Below are 23,453 nucleotides of genomic sequence, written 5' to 3'. Positions count from 1 at the left end.
GGGCAGATCCTGCAGTCGCTGAACCTGCGCCCGCGCAAGCTCGAGATCGTCTCCTGCCCGTCCTGCGGGCGCGCCCAGGTCGATGTGTACACCCTGGCCAATGCGGTGAGCGCCGGTCTGGAGGGCATGGAGGTGCCGCTGCGGGTGGCCGTGATGGGCTGCGTGGTGAACGGCCCGGGTGAGGCGCGCGAGGCCGACCTCGGTGTCGCCTCGGGCAATGGCAAGGGCCAGATCTTCGTCAAGGGTGAGGTCATCAAGACCGTGCCGGAGGCGCAGATCGTGGAGACCCTGATCGAAGAGGCGATGCGCATCGCGGAGATGGGCGCGAACACCACCACCGGGCGAACCGATGCCAAGGGGGCCTGACTGTGCCATCGAAAGATCGTCCGCAGATTTCGATCTGATCCAAACAGAAGACGGAGCATGATGATGGCTGCCCAGTCACTCCGGCACTGTGTACTGCGAAGAACCCCTCCATCCCCCCCTGGCCCTCAAACGAACTTTGTGGGCAGCAGGGATACTCGTGTCGGTCTGCGGGGTGACGGCAGCGGCGTGCTCGTCGGATCCGCCGGAGACCGGCATGGCGTCCGAAACGCAGGCGAGGCCGTATCAGCAGCTGCTGTCTGGGGCGGATCGGGACGCGGTGGCCTATCGGGACGCGATGCGGCAGGTCGATCCGTGCGGATATCTCGACGAGGCGGCGGATAGGTGACCCGAACTACTGGGGCGCTGATGGCGAATTCGCAAGTTGCGCAGCACTTTTCCAGGTGGACCTGTGCCCGGCGGCGGTGGCGGCGGCCGCGAGCCCACATCTGGGCCAGAGGCCGGCGCGGGCGCAGTCACATTTCGCGCAGAACTGGGCGACGGCGTCGTCCGGTGAAGTTGTCACAGTGGCTGCTTTCTGCGTCGGGCATGGGTGGCAGTTGGTCAGTGAGGGCCGTGCGCAGGCGCTGGGAAACCCCGTGTTTGCGGGCCGGATCGGCCAGCCGAGGGAAGACGACGATCGAGTCGCCGTCATAGCGCGGCACGACGTGGACGTGGAAGTGGAAGACGGTTTGGTGGGCGGCCCGGCCGGTGGCGTGGACCAGGTTGATGCCGGACGCCGCAGGAGTCCCGCAGAGCGCTCGCCACCTGCTTGATAGCCGCCATGAGTGTTGGAGCGACTGTTCCGGGATGTCGAGCAGATCCTGGAAGTGCGGCTTGGGAACGAACGAGTACGGGTGTGACTTCAGATTTCAGCCCACGCCCAGGGCTTTGAGCTGTGTAGTGCGAGATGCATTGAGCGGCAATGCTGTTCGGGCTCGGAGTGAGCGGCAGCCTGACATCCAGGGTCCCCCATCCGGTAGCACACATAGTGAGTGGAGACATCGGCGCGAACAAAGTCGGGGAGGTGCGCGATGCCGGTTTCCAGCGCCGGATGTTCGTGGTCGACAGGCCGGGGGCCCACACCATTCCGAGCTCGTCGAGCTGCGCGATCTTCGCGGAGGTTAGTGCGCCGGTTCTTCAGATATGTTGTGTACATGCAATCCACGCGCCTAGTAGGACTTTGTCGCTGACGCGAAGGACTGAGGAACGCGTGCGCGTTGACTGCGACACATGCACGGGCGCGACTATCATTGCGGCCCAGGTCTGCTGGCTGTCCTCAGCTGGGAGAAACCTTCTCCGGAATGCCGATCCAGGCCACTGTAGCGAGCCCAAGCCCCCCGGCCGCGAAGGCAGCCGCGAACCACTCGCTGGAGACCGCCGTGTCGGCGAGGAGGAAGGCGGGCGGCAGGTACAACGACAGCAAGAGCAGGCGGCCAACCACAGGACGGCCCTTGTGCAGCAACAGAACTCCGCTCACCGCGCCCAGCGTCACGAGCGGGGCAAGCACCAGAGATACCGATGTCACGCCACGACCTCCTTTCCCCAGACAGAGCCGACGCAGTCACCATAAGCGGGCTTCCAGTTCGGGGCACATCCGCGCCCCCTCGACGGAACCACCGAGACCCGTCCACGTGCGCTGATCACTTCGACCGCATCGCTCTTGGCGCAGCTCAAGCGGTTCCGTAGCGCGTGCGCTCGATCAAATAGCTTGTGCGACCTCTGCCGCGATAGCGGCTGCAGCTGCGGTGGGGTCTTCGGCGGCGGCGACGGCCCGGCCTATGACGAGGATGTTCGCACCGGCGCGAATGGCCTCGGCAGGGGTTGCGATTCGCTGTTGGTCGTGTACAGGGCTTCCGGCGGGGCGGATGCCAGGAACGACGGTGAGGATATCGGAAGCTTTGCTCCTGATGACAGGAAGATCGGTTGCAGCACAGACGATGCCGCCACATTTTGCTGTGACAGCGTCGGTCAGGCGTTCACTGAGCAGTGCGGGAGAGGCGTCGGGTGCGCTGGTCAGAACCGTGACCGCGAGAACAGTCGGCGCCGGCATATCTGCCGCATCCGCGCCTTCCTGGAGTCCTTTCACCGCCGCCTGCAGCATGGCCTTTCCGCCAGCCGCGTGCACGGTCAGGTACTGCACGCCCAGTGACCCGAGAACCGTGCTGGCACCGTAGACGGTGTTCGGGATGTCATGCAGCTTGACATCGAGGAAGACGTCCATACCGATGTCCTGGATGGCTCGCACCGCGCTGTGACCGGCGGCGCTGAACAGCTGAAGCCCGACTTTCGCCACACCGATGCTGGGCTGCACCGTTTTGGCGAGGGCCAGGGCAGCGCCCAGGTCGCTGGTGTCGAGCGCGATGGCCAGCCGGTCCCGGGCATTGGTTGGCGAGGTGTGCATCGAGGGTCCTCCTAGTCGTTTTCGAGGGGTGCTTCGTATGTGTCGAACGTGATGACGCTGCCGTGCGCCGGTCTCACGTTGCAGACGGCTTCCAGCGCTTCACCCTCGGCGCCGTAAGTGCCGTGAATGTGTTCGATGACGATGCTGTCGGCATCAATTCCGAAAACCTGCTGTTCTGCGTCGTTTGCGTGCCGGGCTCGAATTTCGTTGGCGGTGCGGGTCACGACGTGTCCGGATTCTTCGACGTAGGCTACGACGTGGATGCGTTCGTCGTTCTCTAGTCGGGGAGCAGCCGCGACGATGGATTCCGGGAAGAACATCGAGGTCTCTTCGGTCGGCACATCATCGACGTACGTGCGGCTGCGACGGTGGAAAACGCGAGCGCCGTTGTCGACCTTGAGCAGATGGGCGATTACGACCGGTGCCGTGATCCATTCACGCGCGACGGTGTCTTTCCGCACCGATCCGCTCACATCGCCTCCGAAGACCAGCCCCTGCGCGGCGCGTGCACGTGCGTAGCGGCCGTTCATCGGCCACCTGATTCCCCGCAATTCTGGCGGCATGGGAACGGCCCGCATGCCGGGCCGGGCGATCACCAATCCTTCGGCGACCAGCTGTTGCACTGCCCGGCCTGCGGTCTTCATGTTGACCTCGAAGCGGCTGGCGATGTCGGAGGTGCTGGGAAGCGCCCCGGTGTCGTAGTCGCCGGCGAGCACTTCAGCTCTCAGTGTCTCGGCGATCGAGACGTATTCGGGCTGTTTGGCCATGCCCTGACGGTACCGGAGTACTAGCGGTCATCGGCAAACCCCTCACCGCCTGGCACCTATCCACCTGGTGGACAACCGCTAGGTGGCTAGGTACCGTAAGTGAATTGGATTGGCCGTGCAGCATCTCGGCCAGGCACATCGTGCCCGGCGATTCGCCTGCTTGCACCACGGCTTCTCTGCAGCGCCGAGCGCAGCCACCGGAGGTGGAGAAGAACATGATGCAGACACCGCTGATCTCGACGGATTGCGTCTCCGGCTTGCCTTCGCGCGACCGCCTTCTGATCGCTGTGTGCAGCGACAAAGACGATCCGGATCCGATCTGTGGGTGGGCGCGAGAACTCGTGCGTCTGCACCGCGCGCGACGAGAGTTCCCAGCCACGGCCGCCGTGTGCGACTGCCGCCGGGGCGAGGTGATTACGCAGATCAGCGCGTTGGCTGGTGCTGTAGAGCCTTCAGCGACTGTCGAACGCTCGCTCGGCGTGCTGATCGACCGGATCGCCGCCGCCGCTGAACGTGCGATGGGGCACCTGGCGGTGTCGGGCGCCCGCTCCGAGCAGATGCATGCGGCATGGACAAAGCTGGCCGAACTCGAGCTCGAGTACAGCGCGCTGATCTGTGACCGGTTCGCCTCCCGTGAACGGGCCCCATCCTGACGGGCCGCTCGCAGCACTGGCTGTTAGACCGCCGAATCTCGCGCGAAACATCCTGACCACCAACACCATTGACGGCTCCCGGTCCGGCTCCGGTCGAGCCGCGCCCTCACACGTCTTCTATCTGGTTCCGCCACATCTATGGAGGTGACTCTGATGAGCACGTTGATCGAGATCTCGAAGCGCAAACCCCGGGAGATCCCACGGGTTTTCGATTTCCAGACATCCATCGAGACGATCCGCGCGCACCACTGGCGAGTATTCAGCGACGCGTACAGCGGCTGCGCGTTCAACTGTTCATATTGCCTGTACAAAGGGCCTGACGACTACGGTCGGCATGTGAAGGTGTCCCCCGGGTCGGCCGAGGCCGACCCGTCGATGGGCATTCTGGACATCGGTACCACGACCGACCCTTATCAGCCGATCGAGGGCACCGAGCTACGCACTCGCGGAATTCTGGAAGCCGCGCTCGCCCAGCGGATTCCGGTGTTCATACTGACACGTGGAACGATGGTCACCCGGGATATCGACGTGCTGGCCGAGCTGGCCAAGCAGGGCTTGGTCGAGGTGTGCTTCTCGGTGATCACCCTGCGGGAAGACTTGGCGCGGACCCTTGAGCACCGCGCTCCCGCCCCCGCCGACAGGCTCAAGGCCGCCGAACAAGTGGCCGCGGCCGAAATACCGGTCAGTTTCCACGTCGCGCCGGTGATCCCGGGCCTACAGTCGCCGACCGAGATGGACCGGCTCGGATACGAGTTGGCGTCGCTGGGCTCGCACGTGTTCAACGCGGTACTGGGCGCTCAAAAAGGCTGGTGGGACACGTTTTACGGTGTGATGGAGGGGGCGGCGGACGCGATCGACTCGATCGAGGCGTTCCGGGCCGCGTATCCACGCGAGCTGACGTTCGAGCGGGACGCCGCGGTCAACTGCGGCTTGGCCGATGCGCTGTCGACCCTGCTGCCGTTCCGCGACGGAGTGACCAGGGGCGGGGCGACGTTCGTGGCGGAGAACTTCCCGCACCTGACCACCGGCCCGTTGGAAAACGGCATCTACCGGTGGAAGTTGCCGACGGTGTACGACATGGCGCGGTGGGTGAGCGCGCAGACGGGGCCGGTCGACTGGGACATGTTCTGCGCCTGGTATTCCGGTCATACACCGGGGGACCGGCTGACCGCTTTGGTGCGCGGGCTGTGGGACCAGGGCGAGCTGTTCGTCGGCACCGCCGTCGGCCCCGCCGCCGAGCCGGGAACCTACAGTGGCGGCGCCGAGGTCGGCGAGACCGCGCGCACGACGCTGGTGGCGCGGCGCGGGGCACGGAAATGACCGGACCGGCCGCAGGTTCGACGACGGCGGCGGGTCAGATCCGCACGTTGACGCACCTGGTGCGGCGCGCGGAGTCCGAGCTACGGCCTGACGTGTGGGCGTATATCGACACCGGCAGCGGCGATGAGGTCACCGTCGCCGACAACCGTCAGGCGTTCGGGCGCTGGCAGCTGGTGCCTCGGCAGCTGGCCGGGGTCACCACCGCCGACACCGGCACGACCTTCCTGGGGATCGGCCTGTCGGCGCCGGTACTGACCGCGCCGATCGGGTGCGACCGGTTCCTGTGCGATGACGGGCTGCGGGCCGTCGCCGCCGCGGCGGCTGATTCCGGGATGGCGGCGGTGGTGGCTGAAGCGTCGGGGTGGCCGCTGGAAGACGTGGCCGCAGCGGCGACCGGTGGCTCGATGATCATGCAGGCCCATGCGAGCGGGGAGATCGGGCAGTTCGTGGAACTAGCCGATCGTGCCGTCGCGGCCGGGTATCGGGCGGTGTGCGTGACGATCGACTGCCCGGTCCTGGGGTGGCGGGAGCGGCTACGCCGTCTCAGCGTCTCCATCGATCCCGCCCACTACTCGGGAAACCACCCCGACGGCCGGTTCGCGGCGACGCTGGTCGGTGAGACCGGGTCGTCGTGGACCTGGCGGACATTGCGTGACGCTGCCGACCGGCTCACCGTGCCGCTGATGGTGAAGGGGGTGCTGTCCGCGTCCGACGCGGTGCACGCGGTCGACTGCGGGGCGAGCGCGGTCGTGGTGTCCAACCACGGCGGCCGCCAACTCGACAGCGTCCCAGCCACTCTCGACCAGCTGCCCGAGATCCTCGAAGCGGTCGACGGACAGCTGGCAGTGGCGGTCGACGGCGGAATCCGTTCCGGCGGCGACATCTTCAAGGCCCTGGCGCTGGGCGCGGACGCGGTGCTGATCGGCCGGCCGGTCGCGATGGGCTTGGCGCTGGAGGGGCGGACCGGTGTGAAGGCGGTGCTGGACCTGTTCACCGCCGAACTGGCACGCACCATGGTGCTGGCCGGCTGCGCCCGCATTTCCGATATCAACCCCGATCTGCTGCGGAGACGACGATGACCACACTTGACCCGACCGGCCTGACCGACCACATCGACAGCGACGCCGAGGTCCTGATCGACCGCACAGGCCGACACTGGCACGCGCACCCGGAGCGGCTGCAACTGTCCGGGGATGCACTGATCGGCGGGATGCGCCGCGACCCGGCCGAGCGAATGGTGGTGCACGCGCCCGCGACGGGTGACCCCCTCGGCGCGGCCGCGTACACGACCGCTGAGGAAGCGCACGAAGCGATCCGCCTGGCCCGCAGCGAATTTGGCACCGGCGAGTGGGCCCGCTCCCACCCGGACGACCGCGCGGCAGCACTCGGGCGGTGGGCGGAGCTTCTCGACCGCCACGGCGACGAGCTGGCCGTGCTGATCTGCGCCGAAACCGGCAAACCGATCCGCGACTGCCTAGAAGTAGACGTCGCCGGATGCGTGCGGGCGATTCGCTGGTCCGCTGCCGCGATCGGCAAACACGGCGGACACCATCCCGACACCGGCCCACACTCCCTGGCGGTCGTGGCCCGGGAGCCAGCAGGGGTGGTCGCGGTCATCGCGCCGTGGAACTTCCCGCTCGCGGCACTGGGATACGAAGTGGCACCGGCGTTGTCGCTGGGCAACGCGGTACTGCTCAAACCGTCCGAGCACGCCCCATACGCGGTGCTGCGCGCGGCCGAACTCGCGCACCAGGCCGGCGTCCCGGGCGGGGCGCTGGCGGTGCTGCCCGGCGGGCCCAGCACCGGCGCCGCGCTGGGCCGTCACACCGAGGTCGACGTGATCACGGTGGTCGGGTCCGCGCTGACCGGGCGAGCGTTCCGCCGGTACGCGGCCGAAACCGGTGCCCAGGTGTGGTGCGAGTTGGGCGGGAAATCGACCGCCATCGTGTGCGCCGACACGCCCGGCCTCGATCAAGTGGCACGGAAACTGGTGTGGGGCGCGACATTCAACGCCGGGCAAATGTGCACCGGCGTCAACCGCATCCTCGCCGACCGAACGATCGCCGCCGAACTGACCGTCGAACTGGAGACCGCACTCGACCGGCTGATGATCGGCGACCCCCGCGACTGGGACACCGACATCGGCCCGATGATCACCCCTGAAGCCGCAGGCGCGGTCGCGGGCGCGATCGATCAGGCCTGCGCTGATGGTGCGGTTCTGCGGCGCGGCGGCCCGCTTACCACGCCACCGACCCGCGGCGGTGCCTACCTCGCCCCGACCCTGCTTACCGCCGTCAGCCCGACCATGCCGATCGTCGTCGACGAAGTGTTCGGACCGGTCACCTCACTTATCGCCGTCGGCAACCCTGACGAAGCCGTTGCGGCAGCAGCGGGTTTCGGTACCGGCATCGCCGCCTCGGTGTGGACCGCCAGCCTTGACACCGCGCTGACCGTGGCCGGCCAGCTCAAGGTCGGCACCGTGTGGGTGAACGACTTCGAGGCCGACGACCTGACCGTGCCGGTCGGCGACCTCGGCCGCGGCGGGTCCGGGCACTCGAAAAGCCTTGCTGTCCTGGACAAATACAGTCGATGGAAAACGACGTGGGTCACCGTGCGCGCACGGTGACCCACGTTGCCGGGGCGGTCAGTAGGCGCGAGCGAAAATCACCCGCTTGCCGTAGGCAGCCGGGGCATCACAGCGCACGCACCGGCCGCTCTCCGGCGGCCCGTCCAGCGGCACGCAGCGCGGCGTCGCCGCGGTCGCGGCCTTGACTTGGTCCTCGCACTCGGGTTGGCCGCAGTGCAACGCGACGGCCCACCCCGACGCCACCGCCGCCTCGAAACCAGTCCAGTCGTCCACGGTCACCGTCCGCGACTGCCGGAACTCGCTCGCCCGCGCCAGCAGCATCGCCTGGAACTCCTCAAGGACCTGCGGCATCTGCTGCGGCAGCGCATCCAGGGCGATCGACTGCTTGCCCTCCCCTAGGCGCAGCGCCATCACCGCAGTCCCCGCCGCCAAATCGCGGGGACCGAGTTCGAGCCGGACCGGTGCGCCTTTCAGCTCCCACTCGTTGAACTTCCAACCAGGCGACAACTGGTCGCGGTCATCGACGTGAACACGCACATCAGCGGCCCGCAGTTTCGCGGCCAGCTCATGGGCGGCCGGGACGACGGTGGTGTCGGTGCCGCGGGTGATCGGCACGATCACCACCTGGTGCGGCGCGAGCCGCGGCGGCAGCACCAGGCCGCGCTCGTCACCATGGGTCATGATCAGCCCGCCCAGCATGCGGGTGCTCATCCCCCACGACGTGGTGTGGGCCAATTCCTCACGCCCGTCAGCGGAGCTGTAGCGGATCCCAAACGCGGACGCGAAGTTGCGGCCCATGTAGTGGCTGGTCCCTGCCTGCAGCGCCTTGCCGTCGCGCATCATGGCCTCGATCGTCACCGTCGACACCGCACCCGCGAACCTCTCGCCTGCGGTTTTCTCGCCGGGAACCACCGGCATCGCGCCCAACTCCCGTGCGACCCGCTCGTAGATGCCCAGCGCCAGCATCATCTCCTCCCGCGCCTCGACCTCATCGGCATGTGCGGTGTGCCCCTCCTGCCAGAGAAACTCGGTGGTACGCAGGAACATGCGCGGCCGCAGCTCCCACCGCACGACATTTGCCCACTGGTTCAGCTTCAGCGGCAGGTCACGCCACGACTCGATCCACTTGGCCATCATCTCGCCGATGATTGTTTCGCTGGTGGGCCGCACCACCAAGGGCTCCTCGAGTAGCTTGCCGCCGGCGTGGGTGACTACCGCCAGTTCCGGGGCGAAGCCCTCGACGTGCTCGGCCTCCCGCTTCAAGTACGACTCTGGGATGAGCATCGGGAAGTAGCAGTTCTGGTGACCGGTTTCCTTGATCTTCGCATCCAGCTCGGCCTGCAGCAGCTCCCAGATCGCGTACCCATACGGTCGGATCACCATCGTGCCTTTGGCCGGACCCCGGTCGACAAGGCCCGCCTTGATCACGACGTCTTGGTACCAGGAAGCGAAATCATCCTGAGTGGCGGTCACACCGCGCTCGTCCCGTGCCATAGCCGCAAGGCTAAACCAGACCGGTGACCCACCTCACTCCGATATCGCACCGGCAAGCAGCCGCGGCGCGGACCCTCGTCAGCTGAGTCAGGACGTGCCTGCTTGTTCGAACCCTAGGAATGATCAGCAAGGTGAATCAGCCCAAGCCTGCCTCTGCAACTTGGTCCGGTCCGCGCCGCGAGCCTCTGCTGATCAAAGCGCTCGTGTGCACGGTGCTTGCCGGACTGGCGATGGCGGGCGCTATCGCCACGGTGGTCCAGTGACAGCGCACGTCGACGCCGAAATCCTGAGTAGCCTGCCTGATGGGAGGGAAAGGTGTTGGCAGACAATCGGATCGAGGACAGTGATTTGTCGGGTGACGACAAGGATGTCGTCGAATCGGTGACGGCCGGTTTCATCGCCGAAGCACTCACCGATGGGCGGATCTCTTCCAGCCCGCTGCGGGCTCTCGCCAGGCATGAGAGACAGAACTCCCTGGCCGTCAGCTGATCAGCGACGAGGAGCCAGATCGCCACCGCGACTTCGCGCTGACGGTGAACCAGACAATGAATCTGGCCTGGCCGCACCATGTGCCCAATGCCCCAACAGTTTTCGTGCTTCCCGCCGAATTGATGCCGCCCATTCACGCGGCGCTTCCGTCGAGGGTGGTGGAGCTGAGCCTGACTCACCTCGCCGAATTCGCGGCGCGGATACTCAACGATGTGGGCGAGCTGGCAGGAGAGGGTCGCACGGGTCCGCTTCATGGCGACGTTCGACGGCGAAGCGGTCGTGACACTGATGGACGTTCGTGCCGGGGCCACGTCGTGGGGGACGCTGACCTTCCGTGTCACCGCGACCGGGGTGGAAGGCAACATCAAATGTCAGTAGACGGCCGTAGTTAACACCTCGCTGACCTGGGCAAATGGAAAGCCGTCAGCGACACCGGAATGTCATTGGTGTGGCGACGCGAGGATGTCGGCAGGACTCTCGGATTCGGAGAAATGGCCCTGATCTGGCGGGTCAGGCCGACACCGGCCGCCACCGACATTTTTCTGATGGCGAGCCTGCCGATTCCTCGACCTGCCGCTGTAAAAGCCACCGCGTTAGTTACTTTCGGAGTCCGCCATGGGAGTTGGCGCGTTGCTCAGCTCTCGTCCTCCCAACGTGCCAGGAAGGCGGCGATCTGTTGCAGCAGTTCGCGTCGTGGTGTCCCGGTGCGGTCTTCGAAGAACGCCAGAACGATCGCTGTCAGGTTTTGGTAGCCCATGACCAAATTGATCAGGTCTTGCTCGGTCTGGTCATCGGAGATCAGCTCAAGAAGCCGTTCGACATTGAACGACATGCCTGTGCCGTTCTCGCCATCAATCATGTGCGCGGACAGGGCCTCGATCGCCATCCGGGTTGCCTCAAGTTGTCGCTGCCGAATTGTCATCTGCTTAGCGTAGGAACCTGATGAGACAAGCTCCGCGCCCTGACGCGCCCGGGTCTGCTGGTCTGCTACTGCCAATCCCCGATGGTGAGATGTCCAATCCGGACAAATCTGCGAGTAGGACGAGTCTCTGACCAGCATGCTCGCATCCTTTTCCGGATTGTCGATCGGCTTCCCGTTCCGGAAAAGGATGCGAGCATCGGAGAAAATCCGGGCGAGTGCCGAATCCAGCAGCAGGCGCCGTTCACCGGTCCGACACTGCAGGTTTCACCGTTCTCCATCCGGCTACCTCGCCTGCCAATGCCAAACAGGGACCTGTCATCAACCGAGGTCAGCGCCCTGCCATAGCCGCAATGTCGACCAGATCGGGTTCGGCGGGTGGTGCCTCACTGAGATCGAAATGGGTTGGGGGTACTGAGCGTCCCGAAGCCTTGGTTTGTGCGGACGAGAAGCGTGGTGTCGGTGACACGTGGCAGGGAGTGCAGTAGGCTGCCGACGGGAAAGATCAGTTGGCCATCCAGAACATTGCTGCCGCGGTAAATAGGAATTCGGGTCTCTACCTTCCAACCTCGGATGGTCTCGTCGAGCTCTTGAATCTTCTGCGCTTGTTCGCCGGACACGTTTGTCTGCCTCGCTTCTGTGCGGCGTTGTGATCGCGGCGCCGATCCATTGTGCTCTGAAACCTGCATCCACGTGAGAACGTAGTCCCCAGCGAGCGGCCGGCGTCAAGTCCGGCTCACCGGGTCGCCGACGTGGTGCGTGTTCATGATTTCGCCTCTCATGTTCGATCAGGGACGTCGTCATTGCTGGTCACACAGCTTGATGGCGAGGAGATCGTCGGTTTCGCCGAACTACGCGAATCCGGGCCGCCCGTATCTGGGCGACTGTGCACGCGGCCGGTCGCACCGGTAGCCGTGAGAAGATCGAACGCGCATAGACTCGGGAGATGTCGCGGCGACCCGTCAGATGAATTGTGGTTCGGCAAATTGCCTTCCCCGTGGCCGGAGCGACTGCTCGGATGTGTAGACACTCGGCACCCAAGTGGCAGGCGTCCACCGCCGCCTCAGCGATGGCGAGGTTCATGGGCTCGGATTCATCGTGGCTCCTCGTTTCGATCGAAGACCAGAGTGCCTGTGGGGTGCACGGGGTATCGCTGGGATGCGGTCGGTGTGCAGACGCGCCCTGCCCGTCGCTGGGCTTGTTCACAGCGGGCTCTTCACAGGCAGCAGTGCGGTGCGGGACTCGCTCGGGACGCCGCGCGCCGGTGTCGCCTTCACCTCGGCGTGCTGGGAACGGGACGTGCTGTTGTGCCTGGTCAGGTGTGTGATCAGGACGCTGGCGCGCGGACATAGCCGGCGCCGAGGTCGAAGGTGTAGTCGATGTAGCTGGGCTCGAACGGACGCTGCAGGTCGCCGTCGAGCAGCATCACGACCGTGTCGCCGATCTTGCGGAAGACGATGTTGGCTGGGGCGCAGTCGAGATCGGGATCAGGTGTGACGCGAAATGTCATGCCGTCGGGAATCTCCTCGACCCTTACCCAGCCGGGCTGCCCGCTGGCGAGCTGACGGGCCAGGGCCCCGCGCTCAGCGGCGGTGACAGAAAGGAACTCGGCGACAACGAGATCGCCACGATGACGAGCCGTTCGCTCCCACAAACGCAGGTCTTGGATTGCGAGACGAGCTCGGACGGTAGTGTTTTCGTCCGTGGTGCTGTCGATGTCAGTCACGCCCGGCCACCCCGGTGTTCTCACGTTGGGCGCTCGCTCGCCAGCGGCGGTTCTCGGCAGCCCGATTGGCGCGGCGGACGGACAGTGCGGCGTGGCGGCCGTGCGCGTTGCGGTGTAGGTAGCAACGGCAGCCGTGGCCGGAATACCGGCACTTCCCCCGATACGGCGGGGGGCTGTCGTAGAGCATACGGGCCATCAGCGGAATTCCTTTCTCACGAACAGATGTGGGCGGTACATCAGCCTCGGTCGGTCCTGGTGTCGAAGTAGCGCCTGGTGTGCAGCCGTCTTGGGGTCGTCGGGTGTGGGCTGAAGGGTTGGGGCGTCATCAGTGGCCGTCCAGGCGCGATGACAAGGCGTCGAAGGCGGCTCGGAGCGATGGATGACGGGTGCTCAGGGTCCACTGGGGGTTGCGGAGCTGGCAGCTGTCGTCGTCGAAGACCAGCAGGTGCCCGTGGACTTCGTCGGTGGTCACGTTGCGGACTTCCAGCCATCGGCCGGTGTCCGGCCGGGTTGTCGGGACTGCCGCGCCGGCGCGAGGGTCAGGGTCGATGAGAGTGACTGTTTCGGCGTACTCGGCGCCGTTGTCGTCGTGGCGAATGACGATAAATCGTTGACCGATAAGGGATTTAGGGGCTGATGTGGTCATGGGAACTCGCTGTCGTCGTCGATGCATCGGCGGGCGGGTGGCACACGGCTGGTGCGCTGGATGCGTCTGAAGGCGATCGAATTACCGGCGGCAAAACGTCGTCGGGGCCCGAATCGTCGATGCCGGTGACTAGAGGTGTTCGCCTCGGCCGATCCCGCTTCCGGAGTTTACAATACACCCGTAATAGGGGTATTGTAAACGGCATGTTCGCGCAGGAGCAAACAGGTCGCCGTGCTTACCGAGTAACTGGAGGAACGCCAGGAAGACCTCGATGCCGCACGGACGGCCAACCGCGATCTCATGGCGCAGCTCAACAGCACCGGTCGATAGACGGGGTTCCGCGACTGGCAGTCGCGCGATGAACAGGGCACTCTTCACCTACCCGCGCGCGTGGTCGACGCGGGCTGTTGTTCAGATACTCCCTACACTCGGATTCCCTTGCAGTTCAGTCGCTCTCAACGGCGCGACTGTCGCATCGTTTTACCACTCGCGGGGATGTCCAGTATTCGGTCGGATCCCGGTGCGTTGGGCGAACGACTGCAGACCCGGCAGCGTGTTCGCGCTGGGGTGACGGAGCAGGCTGAGGGTGATCTGCTGGACCGGTTTGCGGTACCGGACTTCGTCGGGGGCGGCCTGTTCGGCGGCCAACAGGGCGCGGTAGCAATGTTCGGGTTTGCCCCATTGGTGGAAGGCACGAGCGACGTCTGCCCAGTAGCGGGCGCGGCGTTCGGGGGATGGGATGGCAGCGGGGTTGATCTGTCGTGCGGCATCGATGGCGGCGCCGACGTCTCCGAGTGCCCGGGCCGCGCTGACCTGGTACAGCCCCACGGCGGTGGGACCGGATTCGGTGTGGTCGTCGAGCTGTTCGGCTGTGTCGCGAGCTTCGGCCAGCAGGGTGTAGGCGGTGTCGCGGTCGCCGTCGACAGCGGCTGTGTAGGCGGCGGTGGACAACAGCGCTCCGTAGACCGCGATGTACTGGCGGCCGTGGCGGAGGTCGGGTTGCAGGGTGGCCGCGGTGTCGACGATCAGTTGGTGTGCGGTGGCGGCGTGTCCGGTGCGGCGCAGCACGATCGCCCAGGCTCGACGAGCGTCGGCGCGGGTGAGGATGTCGTCGCTGCTGTGCGCGACCTGCACGGCGCGATCGGCGGTGGTCCACGCGAGCTGATCGCGACCGAACTTGACCGTCAGTTTGGACGCCAGGATGTAGGTCTGGGCGAGTAGCGCGTTTACGAGGGCGACCTCCTCCGGGCGGCCTCCGTCGGCGTGGGTGGCCATCGCGGCAGGCAGCAGTACCGGCAGCCGGGACGCGACCTCGGCGTACCGGCCGAGGTCGAACGCCGACTGCGCCGCCGTCAGATCGTGCTCGATCTGCGGAAGCTCCACCGGCGGGCTCCCGGACGGCGCAGCCAGCAGGGTCTGCTCGAGGTAGTGGAGAGGGTCGACGGCGGCCGGTGATCGTATCGCGGAGGTACCGAGAACGGCGGCGGTGCCAGCCAGGCTGGTCAGTCCGGTCAGCAGCGTGCGGCGACGCATGTCGGCCTCCTCGTCCGGCGCGGAGTTGACGCCGACGATAGCGGCGGGTGAGCGCACATGCATCGGTTGTGGTGGAGTGTCGGCCAATCCGAGTAGTGGCGGTGGAATGTCGAGAGCGTCGGCGAGGCCGCGCAGCACGCGGACATCGGCGAGGTGCTGCTTGCCGGTTTCTAGCCGCGACAGCGTGGAGATCGAGTAGTTGGTGCGCTGGGCCACGTCGGCAAGGGTGAGATCGGCGGCTCGCCGAACAGCACGGACGACCGCGCCGTAGTCGCCGGACGCGGCGGCGGCATGCACAGCGTCGGTGTTCCAGATCGCGCGGCCCTGGTTCATGCCCGAGTCCCTTGTTCAGGCCGGGAATTCGAGCGTATCGGCCGGATCGCCCAGTGCGCCAGATAATTTGCGTAACCCGCAAACTGCTGCCGCAGTGTGCAACCGGGATAGCAGAGGGCCCGGTGGACGGCGTGTTCTGGAATGGTCGCGGCAGCTCTACCCGTCGTCCCTGCCGCGATGGAGGTACACGATGACCATCCCTGCCACCTCACCGCAGGCGTCGACGATCTCGACAGACTCACGAGAGATGACCGCTGCCGAACTCGACAACGCCGGGCTGCTGCATGCCGGCGAGAACGTGATGATCAGCAGGTTCGCGGTGTTCGTTCCGGCCGACGAGCTGGGTGTGATTCGGCCTGTCGTCGTCGGTGACGGCGCGCGGATCGGCGCCTTCGCGGTCGTGCACGGCGGCACAACGATCGCCGAGCGAGCCCGGATCGAGGAGCGCGCTGTTGTCGGCAAGCCCGAGCACGGATATGCCGTCGGCCGGATCCGCTCCGGCCACGGTGGCGGTACCGTCATCGGGAGCGGTGTGGTAATCCGTTGTGGCGCAGTAATTTATGCCGCTGTCGGCATCGGTGCCGACACGGTGGTGGGGCATCACACGGTGCTGCGCACCGGCGTTCGGGTCGGTGCTGATACTCAGCTCGGCCATCAACTGTGAGTGGAACGCGACACCCGCATCGGAAATGAGGTGCGGTGCTCGCCTGGATCGCACATCACAAGTTCCGCGGTGCTGTCGGACCGAGTGTTCCTCGGTGCGGGGGTGCGCACCATCAACGACAAGACGTTGACCTGGCGTGATCCGCACCGCGAACCGATACTGGTGGCGCCGCAGTTCGGCACTGGCGCCAAGGTCGGAAGCGGTTCGGTGATCCTGGCGGGCGTCACGATCGGAGCCCGCGCGCTCGTCGGAGCCGCGTCCCTTGTCACCCACGACATCCCACCCGGCGCACTGGCTTATGGCCACCCCGCCCGCGTCCACGGGGAGGCATCGTGAACACGATCAACTTCCCCGACGCGATCGGCACGTGGCTGGATCCACTGCAGGCCTTGCTCGACCCCGGCTCCTGCTGCGAATGGCACCACCTGGTCGCGCTCGCCCACACGCTCGACGACGTAGCCGGGATGTTCCAGCTCGAGCCGGAGTTACCTGCCGGTGCGGAGCGCAGCCGCCGGTTGTTGGCGATTCGGGCCGAGCTGTCGCGCCGCGGCGTGCTCGACACCACGGCCCGGTCGGCGCTGTTCACGGTGCTGGCGCAATTCGTCTGCGGGTATCACGACATCGATTTGCGTGATGCTGTCGGGCTCGGGCACGGTGCGCTCATCGCCCGCCACGGCGGCGCAGCGGCTCGCGAGCGGTGGGTTCCGCATCTGCTGGCCGGACAGCTGGCCGGGATCGCGATCACTGAACCGCACGGCGGATCCACCCCGGCCGCCACCCGCACTACCGCGCGCAAGGCGGCCGATGGAACGTGGCTGGTCACTGGCCGCAAGACCTGGATCTCAAGACTGACCGAGGCGGCGGTGCTGGTCGTATTCTTCCGCGCTCCCGACGGCACGCTGGCCGCCGCCGCAGTCGACGCCACCGCACCGGGCCTGCACCGGCGGCCGATCCCGCCCTCTGGACTGGCAGGCTGGAGCTGGGGAATCCTCGACCTCAACGGTGTCGAAGTCCGGCCAGACGATGTCCTGCACGGAGACGGAATGACGTTGCTGCGCAACCACTTCGCCAGGTACCGGCCACTGGTCACCGCCACCGCGATCGGCGGCGCGGCTGCGGTGTTCGACGCCGTCACCGCAGCGCTCGCAGCCCGCCAGGCCGCAGGTGACGTCACGCGGTTGCGGGACTCGGCACTGGTGACACTCGGGCGCACCCACGCGCAACTGGTCACCGCGCTGCTCGGCGCCGCCGCCGCGGGACGGCTGACCGAGGCCGGGCATCCGGACGCGGAATGGTGGGCCGCTGTGACGAAGGCCCACGGGATCGATCTCGCCAACCAGGCTGCCGCCGACCTGGTGTTGTTGCTGGGCGCTGTCGGATTCTGCGCCGACAGCCAGGTCGCGAAGACGCGCCGCGATCTGAACGGGCTACTGTACGCCGACGGCATTCACGAAAGCCTCTACCGGGCCGCCGGAAAGCAGCACGCCACCCGGCCCAGCACCGCCGCGTCAGTGCGGGCGCTGGAACCGCTATTACCACGGTCGGCTTGACCCCCATAGGGGCGGTGCAGTGATCAGGCGATGCGCCGCCCCTGCTCGCACAACACGGTCACACCGTCGCGGGCTGCCTCCAGCGCCGCGGACAGACGATCGGCGAGCAACGGCTTCACCAGGCTGGCAGCATCCTCCAGCGAGTAGAAGTCGGCCGAGAAGATTTCGGTCGGGCTGAGAACCATGCTGCTCACATCGGTTTCGGTCAGCACGCCGCCATCGAATACAAACACGACCCCTTCCGGACGGCCATCCTGCGGGCGAACGTAATCCACGACCAGCAGTCGGCCCAATGGGGCGTCCCAGCCGGTCTCCTCGACCAGTTCCCGCTTCGCGGTCTCCCACGGTGATTCATCCGCCTCGACCGATCCGCCGGGGATCTCCCAGTTCTCCTTGTATCTGGGCTCCACCAGCAACACCTGGTCGCGCGAGTCCCGGAACAACACCCCGGCCGCCATCCGCTTGCGGTTCAGCGTCGCGACATACTGCTCCACAGGCAGCACCTCGGCGCCGGATGCTCCAGACTTACTCGACGTGGTCACCTGCGACACGATAGCCACATCCTGTGCGATTAGGTGAGTTCGTGTCCGCTCCGTGAATGCATCAACATTGCCGATCCGCGTAGCCGTGGCCGTCGGCGGCGGTGCAGGTGGAGCCCGGTTCGACAGCCCGGAACTGCCGGAATCCCCTTGAGCGGCATTCCCAGCAACGACAGCGCAGCATGGTGATAGGCGACCTGGACCGCGGGCAGGCCAGACAGGTCGACCGGCTCATCGGCACAATGGAGACCTCGAAAACTCAAAGCCGAACCCGGCGGTTGCCGGAATCCCCTCTGCCGCAAGGAAATTTCCTATATTCGACGGTCCGGCAACCTTGGGCCCGACGTCTAATCCGGCAGCTCGCGCACCCGCGGTAAGCGCTGCGGCGGGCTGATCGTCCCGGCCGAGCAGGAACGGTGGCCACGACACGACAACGTCCATTGTTGTCGGGCGCGGTGCTGGAAATGAACTGTCCAGCAGAGTGATTGCGTGATCTATCAGCTTTGCTGCTGTGTCGTCGTCAACGACGTCGGTCAGCCGGATGTCCATACCCACGACGCAGTGGTCGGGCACCATGGTGAAGCTGCCGCCGCCACTGATCTCGGTGACAGTGAGCTTGGACGGCAGCGGAAAGCCGTCCGGTGTCGGCGGCGGCAATTCGATTGCCTTGAGGGCCCGACCAACCGGGCCGCTCGGCTCACTGCGTTCCTGGATGTGCTCTTGGATGCCCCCGAATGGGCCGCCTCCCCGAACACGTGAAGCCGCGCACGGAACACTCCACGTCCGCCCACAACCACCTCGTGAATGCCGGGATAACCGATCATCACACCACCGATCGACCCGGTGTCAGGGTCGCTAACACCGTGCAGGAATCCGCCCGGGTTTTCGGCACCGATCCGGACTAGGCGCGTGAGCTACGCGCCAGGCACGTTGGGTAGCAATGAGATTCACCCGTCGTTGTTGTCTATGACGGATTTGTCGGTGGCGTTGCGGACTATGTCGTGCACGCTGGCTTGCAGGGAGCGCAGCAGTTCCCGTTCGGCTTGCTCGGTGTGGGACTGGATGTTCCATTGCCGGACGTCGTCGACTTCGGACTCGATCGCTTCGCTGAGCCGAGTGCGTAGCAGGCCGGGGCTGAGGGCTTCGATCTCGACCGCGTTGTGTGGATCGATGCGTTCGCTCAGGCACTCTTGCCGGTAGCGGGAGTAGTTGACATCGCGGGTGTTGACGTCGTGGGTGACGAACTCGCCGGAGCTCACGTCGCTGGCCGTCACGGCGATCTGCCGGAAGCTCAGGTCGAGCCCGTCGCCGCCGCTGTAGCGGTTGACGCGGGTGACGACGGATCGGGGTACTGCGCGTCCGGTGGGGTCGAAGTCGCCGGCGAAGATGACGCTCACAGGCTTGCCGTGGCGTGTGTACTCCGCGACGGCCTCGTGCACGAATGTCTTGGAGGATTGGCCGCGGCAGGAGTACAGGCTCACGCCCCAGGCCGACGTCACAGGTTCGAGGACACCGGCCACCGAGTCGCTTTCACACCACACCTCTACTCGCCGTGTTTGTGTGCTCCACAGGTTGCGCCGATAGTGCTGCGCCGTGTGGTCCATGGCGTCCTCGATCGAGTCGTAGGCGATCTCCTGTTGCACCCGTCTGGTGCCGTCGGTGATCCATTCCCACGGCAGATCCCCGCGCTCGCGCATGAGGCCGAGTTCGCGGACGACCACCGAATAGTTCCGGCGCGAGCCGCCGCTGTCCTTGTCCCACAGCCACCCGATCCCGAGGTAGTAGACGTGGCGCACCGAGCACGGGCGCGCCGCTTCTACCAGGGCATACAGCTCGGTCCGCAGCTCCTCGACCTGCGCTTTCGTGCGTCGAGGGCGCCTTGTCGAGCTAGCGCCGTAACTCATGGGTCCAGTCAACTCCGGACACGGGTCCCCGTCACCCCAGCGCCCGGATCGGGCCGGTTGAGTTGGGCCATCAACTCGCGGTTGGCGGCGCGGGCCGTATCGAGCTCTTCGCTGCGCTCTTCGAAGCGCACACGCAGATCGGCGAATTGCTGTTCAAGGGGTGGTGATCCGGGCTTGGAGTTGGTCGGTGTCATCGAGTCTGCTGCCGAGCCCGGTTTCGCGCTAGACCTGCTCGCCGAGGAGGTCGCTGAGGCGGGTTTCAATGCGCCGGACCTGAATTCAGGTTCGTTTGGTCGACAAACCAGCTATCGGAGACCTCACCCATCTACCAACGCAGACAACAGCTTTCAGAAACAAACAGGAGGGGCACCGCACAGCGGTGCCACTCCCTGCAACTCACTTCGACACAGGCCCTAGCTGTCGCCGTATAGCGCGGGGCCGATCAGCCGAGGCAGCGAGACTCCGGGCGCTGGTTCCTGCGCGAAACCCAGGAACACACCGACGACGAGTAGGAGCATCACCAGGCAACATTCGTCGCCCGCGGTCAGCTGTCTTCCGGCTGGTGGTCCCAGAGGTGGACGGTCTCGCCGATCTTGAGCGGTTTGTCTGCGGGCCCTTTGATGTGGGGAGGCACGATGCGTTCCTCGTGTTCGCACCCATCGTCGCTGTGGGCGCGGGGGTTGAGACAGGTATTGCGCCGGTAGGGGCGCACGGGCCAGCGGCAGGACCATTGCGGGGCGCGTCGGCCGGTGGAAGCTGTGGCGTCCTGCTCGGTGGCGGTCCGGCTGGGGCGGTGGGCGTTGTGGACGTTGACGATCCGGACGGCGGAGGGGCCGGTGATACCGGCGCGGTGGTCGCGTTTGCGGCCAGCGCGGTTGCGAGGGATCTCATCGACTTCGGTGAGCTGGTTGTTTCCGGTCTGGCTCATCAGCTGCCAGGCGGTGTAGACGACCTGAGCCCATTGCTTCGTGGTGTCAGGCTCCGGCTCACCGAACGGTCCGCCGAATGCCAAGATGGTTTCGTTGTCCCAGTTCAGTGGGGTGCGGCGCGGGTGAGACCGGATGTCGCCCGCAGTCATCGCGGTGCCGTCCGGCGCGGTGCCGACGATGGTGTCCGGCGCCAAAGCGTCGAAGGCGCTACCGGGCGGGGCGTAGAAGGTGAGCCACACTCCGGCGAAGTTGTCGGGGATTGGATTCAGCTGGCCGTGGTTGCGCTGGTTGAACCAGCGCACGGCGGGGCCGCCGGTGACGTCGACATCGTCTGGTGCCCACACGCCCCAGCTGACAGCGACGATCGGCGTGGTGAGAATGGCATGGGCCCCCTCCCGTGCCATAGGACCGCCACCCAGGACGTCGGCGACGTCATGGGTGTATCCGCCGATCGGCTCGGCGAACGCCATGAACCCGTACGGGGAGGGAAGCCGCGACGGTTTGACCGGCTCGGTGGGCGGGGTGGACGCGGCGGCCAGCGCGAGCGAGGTCATATCGGCGGTGGCGTAGTACAGCTGCGCTTCGCTCAGGCGACGCTCTTCCGAACGGGCCAGTAGCACAGAGGCGATCGAGCCGGGGGAGGCACCCACGCCGGGCACGGTCGGGAATACGGCGGTATGTCCAGCGTTGATGGCTGCCGCGAGCGAGTACATGGACTCCTCGCTGCTGGTGTACTCGCACATCCGCATGCGCCACTCCGGCAGCTCGCGCGGCTCCGGCGGCTTCCAAGGCGCGGCGGCGAGCCCGGTTGGGGTGGTCACTTGCTGGCCTCCAGTCTGGTGGGGGACATGGCTGGACTGTATCCAGCCCCACTGACAAGGGGATGCTCGTCAGTCAGGTGGAGGATCGGACGACCGAGTCGGTCACTCCAGCTCCAGCTTTGCTGGAGTTATCCAGTTGGGGGAGTTAGCTTTTGGCGGCAGTCGAGCTGACCTGAAGTGTCCTTTAGACTTCGCCGAGCCAGCCGTAGGTTTGGGCTTCGGCGATGCGGTCGGTCAGGTTGCGTACGATCTCGATGAGCCGCGGCCGGGCCCGTGGGTGAACCCTGAGCATCGGGCAACGGACACGCGTGTTCGATGTTGTTCGGTGGTGTTCCGGTAGCTCGCGGAGTTGATCACCGTCGGGTCGAGGATGTCTGCCGTTTCGAGGACCGCAGTGCTGCGCAGTGGCCCCGATCAATCCTTCTGTGGGTTCAGTGGGTGAGTTCGGCGTGGAGGCGGTCGACGGCGTCGAGGAGTGGGGTGGTTATATCGCCGGTTTGGGCTTCGCGGATCCGGTCGATCAGGTGGGAGATGATGTTGGTGCGAGCGCGGTTGGTGATGGTGGGCGCGATGAGGTGGCTGTAGGCGATGACGAGCTCGGCGTAGGTCTGGGCGAGTTGGTCGATGGAGTCTTGCGGTGGTAGGGCGCGGATTCGGTTGACTTGGTCGGCGAGTGCGGCGCAGGCATCGGCGACGAATCCGACGGGGTCCTGTGGTTGCAGGAGGATCGTGGTCACGACCGCTATCTTGCCTGCCGGCGCGGAGGAGGCTGCCTCAACTAATCGTTCGGGCTACGTGCATTTTCGTTGGCGAAGGCAAACGACTAGGACTGGTTCAACGGCGTTGTGTGCTGATGTATTCGGCGGCGGCTTGCAGGTCGGCGACGGGTGCGATGATTCCGCGCGGGCCGTTCACGATGGTTTCGTTCGGATTGGTGAGGCGGCACACGGTCCAGCTCTCGATGAGCTGGTTTGTCTGCTTGTCGTATGTGCTGAACCATTCGCGCAAGCGCCAATAACCGGGGGTGCCGCGAAGTTCGGGGATCTCGATGAGATCACGGGTGTCCTGGGTGAATACGACATCATTCATGATTCGTGGCTCCCTTACTGGCGCGGCGAATGGGGTCTCTACTGTTTCGGCCTGGTGGTCAGTCCCGTGCCCGGAGCGTGCCAGGCGCGAGGCAAACGATCAGGGCACCAAAAGTGATGTTGCGGTGGGTCTTTCCGCGCAGAATTCGGCTCTCGACGACTCGTCCACGCCCATTGCGCGGGCGATCGCGGCCGCTCTGAGCCGCTGGACGAGATGCATTTCCAGGACCTTGCGGCCCTCGTCGTCCATCGCCGGGGCGAGGCATCAGCGGTCGTTGTCAGCGAGTACGCGATACACGTCGAGTACGAACGTGCCCGGCCCGTCCTTGTCAGCAACGATGCTGGGGTGGTCCATCCAGCGGAGGTTGACAGTCCGAAATGTGATCTCCAACGCGAGCTCGTCGTTGGTGACCACGTTGAAGTTTGCATCGTGCATCGACAAGGGGTGCAATCCGTTATCAGCCCAATCCAAGACGATGTAGCGGATCGCGGTGTCGTCGACCGGGTTCGGTTGGGCCAGCGCAGCGACGAACAGTAGCGAAGCCCTGGAGATGAGCTCTTCCCTGCCAGACCCTCCGGGTAGGTCGAAGATCTGCTGGAGAGCCCGCTCGAGGCTCTGGAGGTTGTCGAGTTCGGCGCTACCAGTGATCTCGCTGATCTTCGTGCGCAGCTGCGGGTCCAAGGGCCAAGCAGGGTTGTGGTCCATTCGTGTGCTCCCGGTTTC

27 protein-coding genes and 1 pseudogene are annotated in these 23,453 nt (G+C 65.8%); 10 read left to right on the top strand and 18 right to left on the bottom strand.

The genetic code is table 11. The features are described 5' to 3' along the window. Both NP3_RS23485 and NP3_RS51170 read left to right on the top strand, forming a co-directional pair. Positions 1 to 366: pseudogene (locus tag NP3_RS23485) on the top strand (flavodoxin-dependent (E)-4-hydroxy-3-methylbut-2-enyl-diphosphate synthase); the annotation flags it as partial. A 214-nt stretch (positions 367 to 580) separates the two neighbouring features. Continuing rightward, complete coding sequence (locus NP3_RS51170; protein ID WP_281197483.1) at positions 581 to 712, top strand: hypothetical protein; 132 nt, start codon at positions 581 to 583, stop codon at positions 710 to 712. A 127-nt stretch (positions 713 to 839) separates the two neighbouring features. Here the strand turns inward: NP3_RS51170 and NP3_RS51575 are convergent, their stop codons facing one another. From NP3_RS51575 to NP3_RS23465, 4 genes are all read right to left on the bottom strand, one after another. Further along, the gene (locus tag NP3_RS51575; RefSeq protein ID WP_084508855.1) at positions 840 to 1,232 is read right to left on the bottom strand and encodes an HIT family protein; all 393 of its coding nucleotides are present in this window, start codon (positions 1,230 to 1,232) and stop codon (positions 840 to 842) included. A 410-nt stretch (positions 1,233 to 1,642) separates the two neighbouring features. Then, complete coding sequence (locus NP3_RS23475; protein ID WP_157124488.1) at positions 1,643 to 1,891, bottom strand: hypothetical protein; 249 nt, start codon at positions 1,889 to 1,891, stop codon at positions 1,643 to 1,645. Positions 1,892 to 2,065: 174 nt separating this feature from the next. After that, positions 2,066 to 2,767: an orotidine-5'-phosphate decarboxylase gene (gene pyrF, locus NP3_RS23470; RefSeq protein ID WP_063043753.1), complete on the bottom strand. Its 702-nt coding sequence runs from the start codon at positions 2,765 to 2,767 to the stop codon at positions 2,066 to 2,068. An 11-nt stretch (positions 2,768 to 2,778) separates the two neighbouring features. Next, entirely contained in the window at positions 2,779 to 3,534 is a 756-nt protein-coding gene (locus NP3_RS23465) for a GntR family transcriptional regulator (protein WP_063043752.1), read from the bottom strand. A gap of 203 nt (positions 3,535 to 3,737) precedes the next feature. On the opposite strand from NP3_RS23465, the gene NP3_RS23460 reads away from it, so the two are divergent. The 4 genes from NP3_RS23460 (at position 3,738) to NP3_RS23445 (ending at position 8,133) form a co-directional block, all read left to right on the top strand. Further along, positions 3,738 to 4,187, top strand: coding sequence for a hypothetical protein (locus NP3_RS23460; protein ID WP_063043751.1), 450 nt, complete (start codon positions 3,738 to 3,740; stop codon positions 4,185 to 4,187). 153 nt (positions 4,188 to 4,340) lie between these two features. Then, on the top strand, positions 4,341 to 5,507 hold the full coding sequence (locus NP3_RS23455) for an SPL family radical SAM protein (RefSeq protein ID WP_157124487.1): 1,167 nt from the start codon (positions 4,341 to 4,343) through the stop codon (positions 5,505 to 5,507). Further along, positions 5,504 to 6,586: an alpha-hydroxy acid oxidase gene (locus NP3_RS23450; protein WP_063043749.1), complete on the top strand. Its 1,083-nt coding sequence runs from the start codon at positions 5,504 to 5,506 to the stop codon at positions 6,584 to 6,586. The genes NP3_RS23455 and NP3_RS23450 overlap by 4 nt, the downstream gene beginning before the upstream one ends. Beyond that, on the top strand, positions 6,583 to 8,133 hold the full coding sequence (locus tag NP3_RS23445; protein WP_063043748.1) for an aldehyde dehydrogenase family protein: 1,551 nt from the start codon (positions 6,583 to 6,585) through the stop codon (positions 8,131 to 8,133). Before NP3_RS23450 ends, NP3_RS23445 begins: the two co-directional genes overlap by 4 nt. Positions 8,134 to 8,151: 18 nt before the next feature. Here the strand turns inward: NP3_RS23445 and proS are convergent, their stop codons facing one another. Next, positions 8,152 to 9,588, bottom strand: coding sequence for a proline--tRNA ligase (gene proS / locus NP3_RS23440; protein WP_063043747.1), 1,437 nt, complete (start codon positions 9,586 to 9,588; stop codon positions 8,152 to 8,154). A 315-nt stretch (positions 9,589 to 9,903) separates the two neighbouring features. Here proS and NP3_RS48175 point away from each other — a divergent pair, with 315 nt between their 5' ends. Next, a complete protein-coding gene (locus NP3_RS48175; protein WP_157124486.1) occupies positions 9,904 to 10,077 on the top strand; it encodes a hypothetical protein in 174 nt (57 codons plus the stop codon). 634 nt (positions 10,078 to 10,711) lie between these two features. On the opposite strand, the gene NP3_RS48170 is transcribed toward NP3_RS48175, so the two are convergent. The 5 genes from NP3_RS48170 to NP3_RS23420 form a co-directional block, all read right to left on the bottom strand. Then, positions 10,712 to 11,137, bottom strand: coding sequence for a hypothetical protein (locus NP3_RS48170; RefSeq protein WP_157124485.1), 426 nt, complete (start codon positions 11,135 to 11,137; stop codon positions 10,712 to 10,714). 1,186 nt (positions 11,138 to 12,323) lie between these two features. Then, positions 12,324 to 12,722 carry a hypothetical protein gene (locus tag NP3_RS48165; RefSeq protein ID WP_157124484.1) on the bottom strand — a complete coding sequence of 133 codons (399 nt, stop codon included), beginning with the start codon at positions 12,720 to 12,722 and terminating at the stop codon, positions 12,324 to 12,326. Further along, a complete protein-coding gene (locus tag NP3_RS48160; protein WP_157124483.1) occupies positions 12,715 to 12,918 on the bottom strand; it encodes a hypothetical protein in 204 nt (67 codons plus the stop codon). Before NP3_RS48160 ends, NP3_RS48165 begins: the two co-directional genes overlap by 8 nt. A gap of 129 nt (positions 12,919 to 13,047) precedes the next feature. Further along, positions 13,048 to 13,368: a hypothetical protein gene (locus NP3_RS23425; protein ID WP_063043744.1), complete on the bottom strand. Its 321-nt coding sequence runs from the start codon at positions 13,366 to 13,368 to the stop codon at positions 13,048 to 13,050. Positions 13,369 to 13,848: 480 nt separating this feature from the next. After that, entirely contained in the window at positions 13,849 to 15,234 is a 1,386-nt protein-coding gene (locus NP3_RS23420) for a helix-turn-helix domain-containing protein (RefSeq protein ID WP_063043743.1), read from the bottom strand. A 190-nt stretch (positions 15,235 to 15,424) separates the two neighbouring features. Here NP3_RS23420 and NP3_RS49925 point away from each other — a divergent pair, with 190 nt between their 5' ends. The 3 genes from NP3_RS49925 to NP3_RS23410 all read left to right on the top strand — a co-directional run bounded on the left by NP3_RS49925 (position 15,425) and on the right by NP3_RS23410 (position 17,448). Further along, positions 15,425 to 15,898 (top strand): LbetaH domain-containing protein, encoded by a 474-nt coding sequence (locus NP3_RS49925; RefSeq protein ID WP_218024924.1) that lies wholly within the window; start codon positions 15,425 to 15,427, stop codon positions 15,896 to 15,898. A 69-nt stretch (positions 15,899 to 15,967) separates the two neighbouring features. Beyond that, positions 15,968 to 16,234, top strand: a complete 267-nt coding sequence (locus tag NP3_RS51165; RefSeq protein ID WP_281197482.1) for an LbetaH domain-containing protein — start codon at positions 15,968 to 15,970, stop codon at positions 16,232 to 16,234. Further along, on the top strand, positions 16,231 to 17,448 hold the full coding sequence (locus NP3_RS23410) for an acyl-CoA dehydrogenase family protein (RefSeq protein WP_063043742.1): 1,218 nt from the start codon (positions 16,231 to 16,233) through the stop codon (positions 17,446 to 17,448). The genes NP3_RS51165 and NP3_RS23410 overlap by 4 nt, the downstream gene beginning before the upstream one ends. Positions 17,449 to 17,471: 23 nt before the next feature. Here the strand turns inward: NP3_RS23410 and NP3_RS23405 are convergent, their stop codons facing one another. From NP3_RS23405 to NP3_RS23375, 8 genes are all read right to left on the bottom strand, one after another. Then, positions 17,472 to 17,990, bottom strand: coding sequence for an NUDIX domain-containing protein (locus tag NP3_RS23405; RefSeq protein WP_218024922.1), 519 nt, complete (start codon positions 17,988 to 17,990; stop codon positions 17,472 to 17,474). A gap of 228 nt (positions 17,991 to 18,218) precedes the next feature. Beyond that, positions 18,219 to 18,644, bottom strand: a complete 426-nt coding sequence (locus tag NP3_RS51570) for a peptidase dimerization domain-containing protein (protein WP_063043741.1) — start codon at positions 18,642 to 18,644, stop codon at positions 18,219 to 18,221. Between the two features lie 290 nt (positions 18,645 to 18,934). Next, positions 18,935 to 19,891 (bottom strand): hypothetical protein, encoded by a 957-nt coding sequence (locus NP3_RS23395; RefSeq protein WP_063043740.1) that lies wholly within the window; start codon positions 19,889 to 19,891, stop codon positions 18,935 to 18,937. A gap of 8 nt (positions 19,892 to 19,899) precedes the next feature. Then, positions 19,900 to 20,085 carry a hypothetical protein gene (locus NP3_RS48155; protein WP_157124482.1) on the bottom strand — a complete coding sequence of 62 codons (186 nt, stop codon included), beginning with the start codon at positions 20,083 to 20,085 and terminating at the stop codon, positions 19,900 to 19,902. Between the two features lie 350 nt (positions 20,086 to 20,435). Continuing rightward, positions 20,436 to 21,641: a hypothetical protein gene (locus NP3_RS23390; RefSeq protein WP_063043739.1), complete on the bottom strand. Its 1,206-nt coding sequence runs from the start codon at positions 21,639 to 21,641 to the stop codon at positions 20,436 to 20,438. Positions 21,642 to 22,072: 431 nt separating this feature from the next. Then, positions 22,073 to 22,378: a hypothetical protein gene (locus NP3_RS23385; protein WP_063043738.1), complete on the bottom strand. Its 306-nt coding sequence runs from the start codon at positions 22,376 to 22,378 to the stop codon at positions 22,073 to 22,075. Between the two features lie 97 nt (positions 22,379 to 22,475). Beyond that, positions 22,476 to 22,730 carry a hypothetical protein gene (locus tag NP3_RS23380; protein WP_063043737.1) on the bottom strand — a complete coding sequence of 85 codons (255 nt, stop codon included), beginning with the start codon at positions 22,728 to 22,730 and terminating at the stop codon, positions 22,476 to 22,478. A gap of 264 nt (positions 22,731 to 22,994) precedes the next feature. Continuing rightward, positions 22,995 to 23,435, bottom strand: a complete 441-nt coding sequence (locus NP3_RS23375) for a hypothetical protein (protein WP_063043736.1) — start codon at positions 23,433 to 23,435, stop codon at positions 22,995 to 22,997. Positions 23,436 to 23,453 lie beyond the last annotated feature (18 nt).

Source organism: Nocardia pseudovaccinii NBRC 100343, from assembly GCF_001613225.1.
Lineage (GTDB): Bacteria > Actinomycetota > Actinomycetes > Mycobacteriales > Mycobacteriaceae > Nocardia > Nocardia pseudovaccinii.
Note: the sequence above shows the minus strand (reverse complement) of the source record. Positions and strands in the feature narration are given on the sequence as shown.

What these genes read in the sequence shown, in the direction of transcription:
- NP3_RS51170 (WP_281197483.1), top strand. Translation starts at nt 581, where the DNA reads ATGGCGTCCGAAACGCAGGCGAGGCCGTATCAGCAGCTGCTGTCTGGG.
- pyrF (WP_063043753.1), bottom strand. Translation starts at nt 2,767, where the DNA reads ATGCACACCTCGCCAACCAATGCCCGGGACCGGCTGGCCATCGCGCTC.
- NP3_RS23465 (WP_063043752.1), bottom strand. Translation starts at nt 3,534, where the DNA reads ATGGCCAAACAGCCCGAATACGTCTCGATCGCCGAGACACTGAGAGCT.
- NP3_RS23455 (WP_157124487.1), top strand. Translation starts at nt 4,341, where the DNA reads ATGAGCACGTTGATCGAGATCTCGAAGCGCAAACCCCGGGAGATCCCA.
- NP3_RS23450 (WP_063043749.1), top strand. Translation starts at nt 5,504, where the DNA reads ATGACCGGACCGGCCGCAGGTTCGACGACGGCGGCGGGTCAGATCCGC.
- NP3_RS23445 (WP_063043748.1), top strand. Translation starts at nt 6,583, where the DNA reads ATGACCACACTTGACCCGACCGGCCTGACCGACCACATCGACAGCGAC.
- proS (WP_063043747.1), bottom strand. Translation starts at nt 9,588, where the DNA reads ATGGCACGGGACGAGCGCGGTGTGACCGCCACTCAGGATGATTTCGCT.
- NP3_RS48170 (WP_157124485.1), bottom strand. Translation starts at nt 11,137, where the DNA reads ATGCTGGTCAGAGACTCGTCCTACTCGCAGATTTGTCCGGATTGGACA.
- NP3_RS48160 (WP_157124483.1), bottom strand. Translation starts at nt 12,918, where the DNA reads ATGGCCCGTATGCTCTACGACAGCCCCCCGCCGTATCGGGGGAAGTGC.
- NP3_RS23425 (WP_063043744.1), bottom strand. Translation starts at nt 13,368, where the DNA reads ATGACCACATCAGCCCCTAAATCCCTTATCGGTCAACGATTTATCGTC.
- NP3_RS23420 (WP_063043743.1), bottom strand. Translation starts at nt 15,234, where the DNA reads ATGAACCAGGGCCGCGCGATCTGGAACACCGACGCTGTGCATGCCGCC.
- NP3_RS49925 (WP_218024924.1), top strand. Translation starts at nt 15,425, where the DNA reads ATGACCATCCCTGCCACCTCACCGCAGGCGTCGACGATCTCGACAGAC.
- NP3_RS23395 (WP_063043740.1), bottom strand. Translation starts at nt 19,891, where the DNA reads ATGAGTTACGGCGCTAGCTCGACAAGGCGCCCTCGACGCACGAAAGCG.
- NP3_RS48155 (WP_157124482.1), bottom strand. Translation starts at nt 20,085, where the DNA reads ATGACACCGACCAACTCCAAGCCCGGATCACCACCCCTTGAACAGCAA.
- NP3_RS23380 (WP_063043737.1), bottom strand. Translation starts at nt 22,730, where the DNA reads ATGAATGATGTCGTATTCACCCAGGACACCCGTGATCTCATCGAGATC.
- NP3_RS23375 (WP_063043736.1), bottom strand. Translation starts at nt 23,435, where the DNA reads ATGGACCACAACCCTGCTTGGCCCTTGGACCCGCAGCTGCGCACGAAG.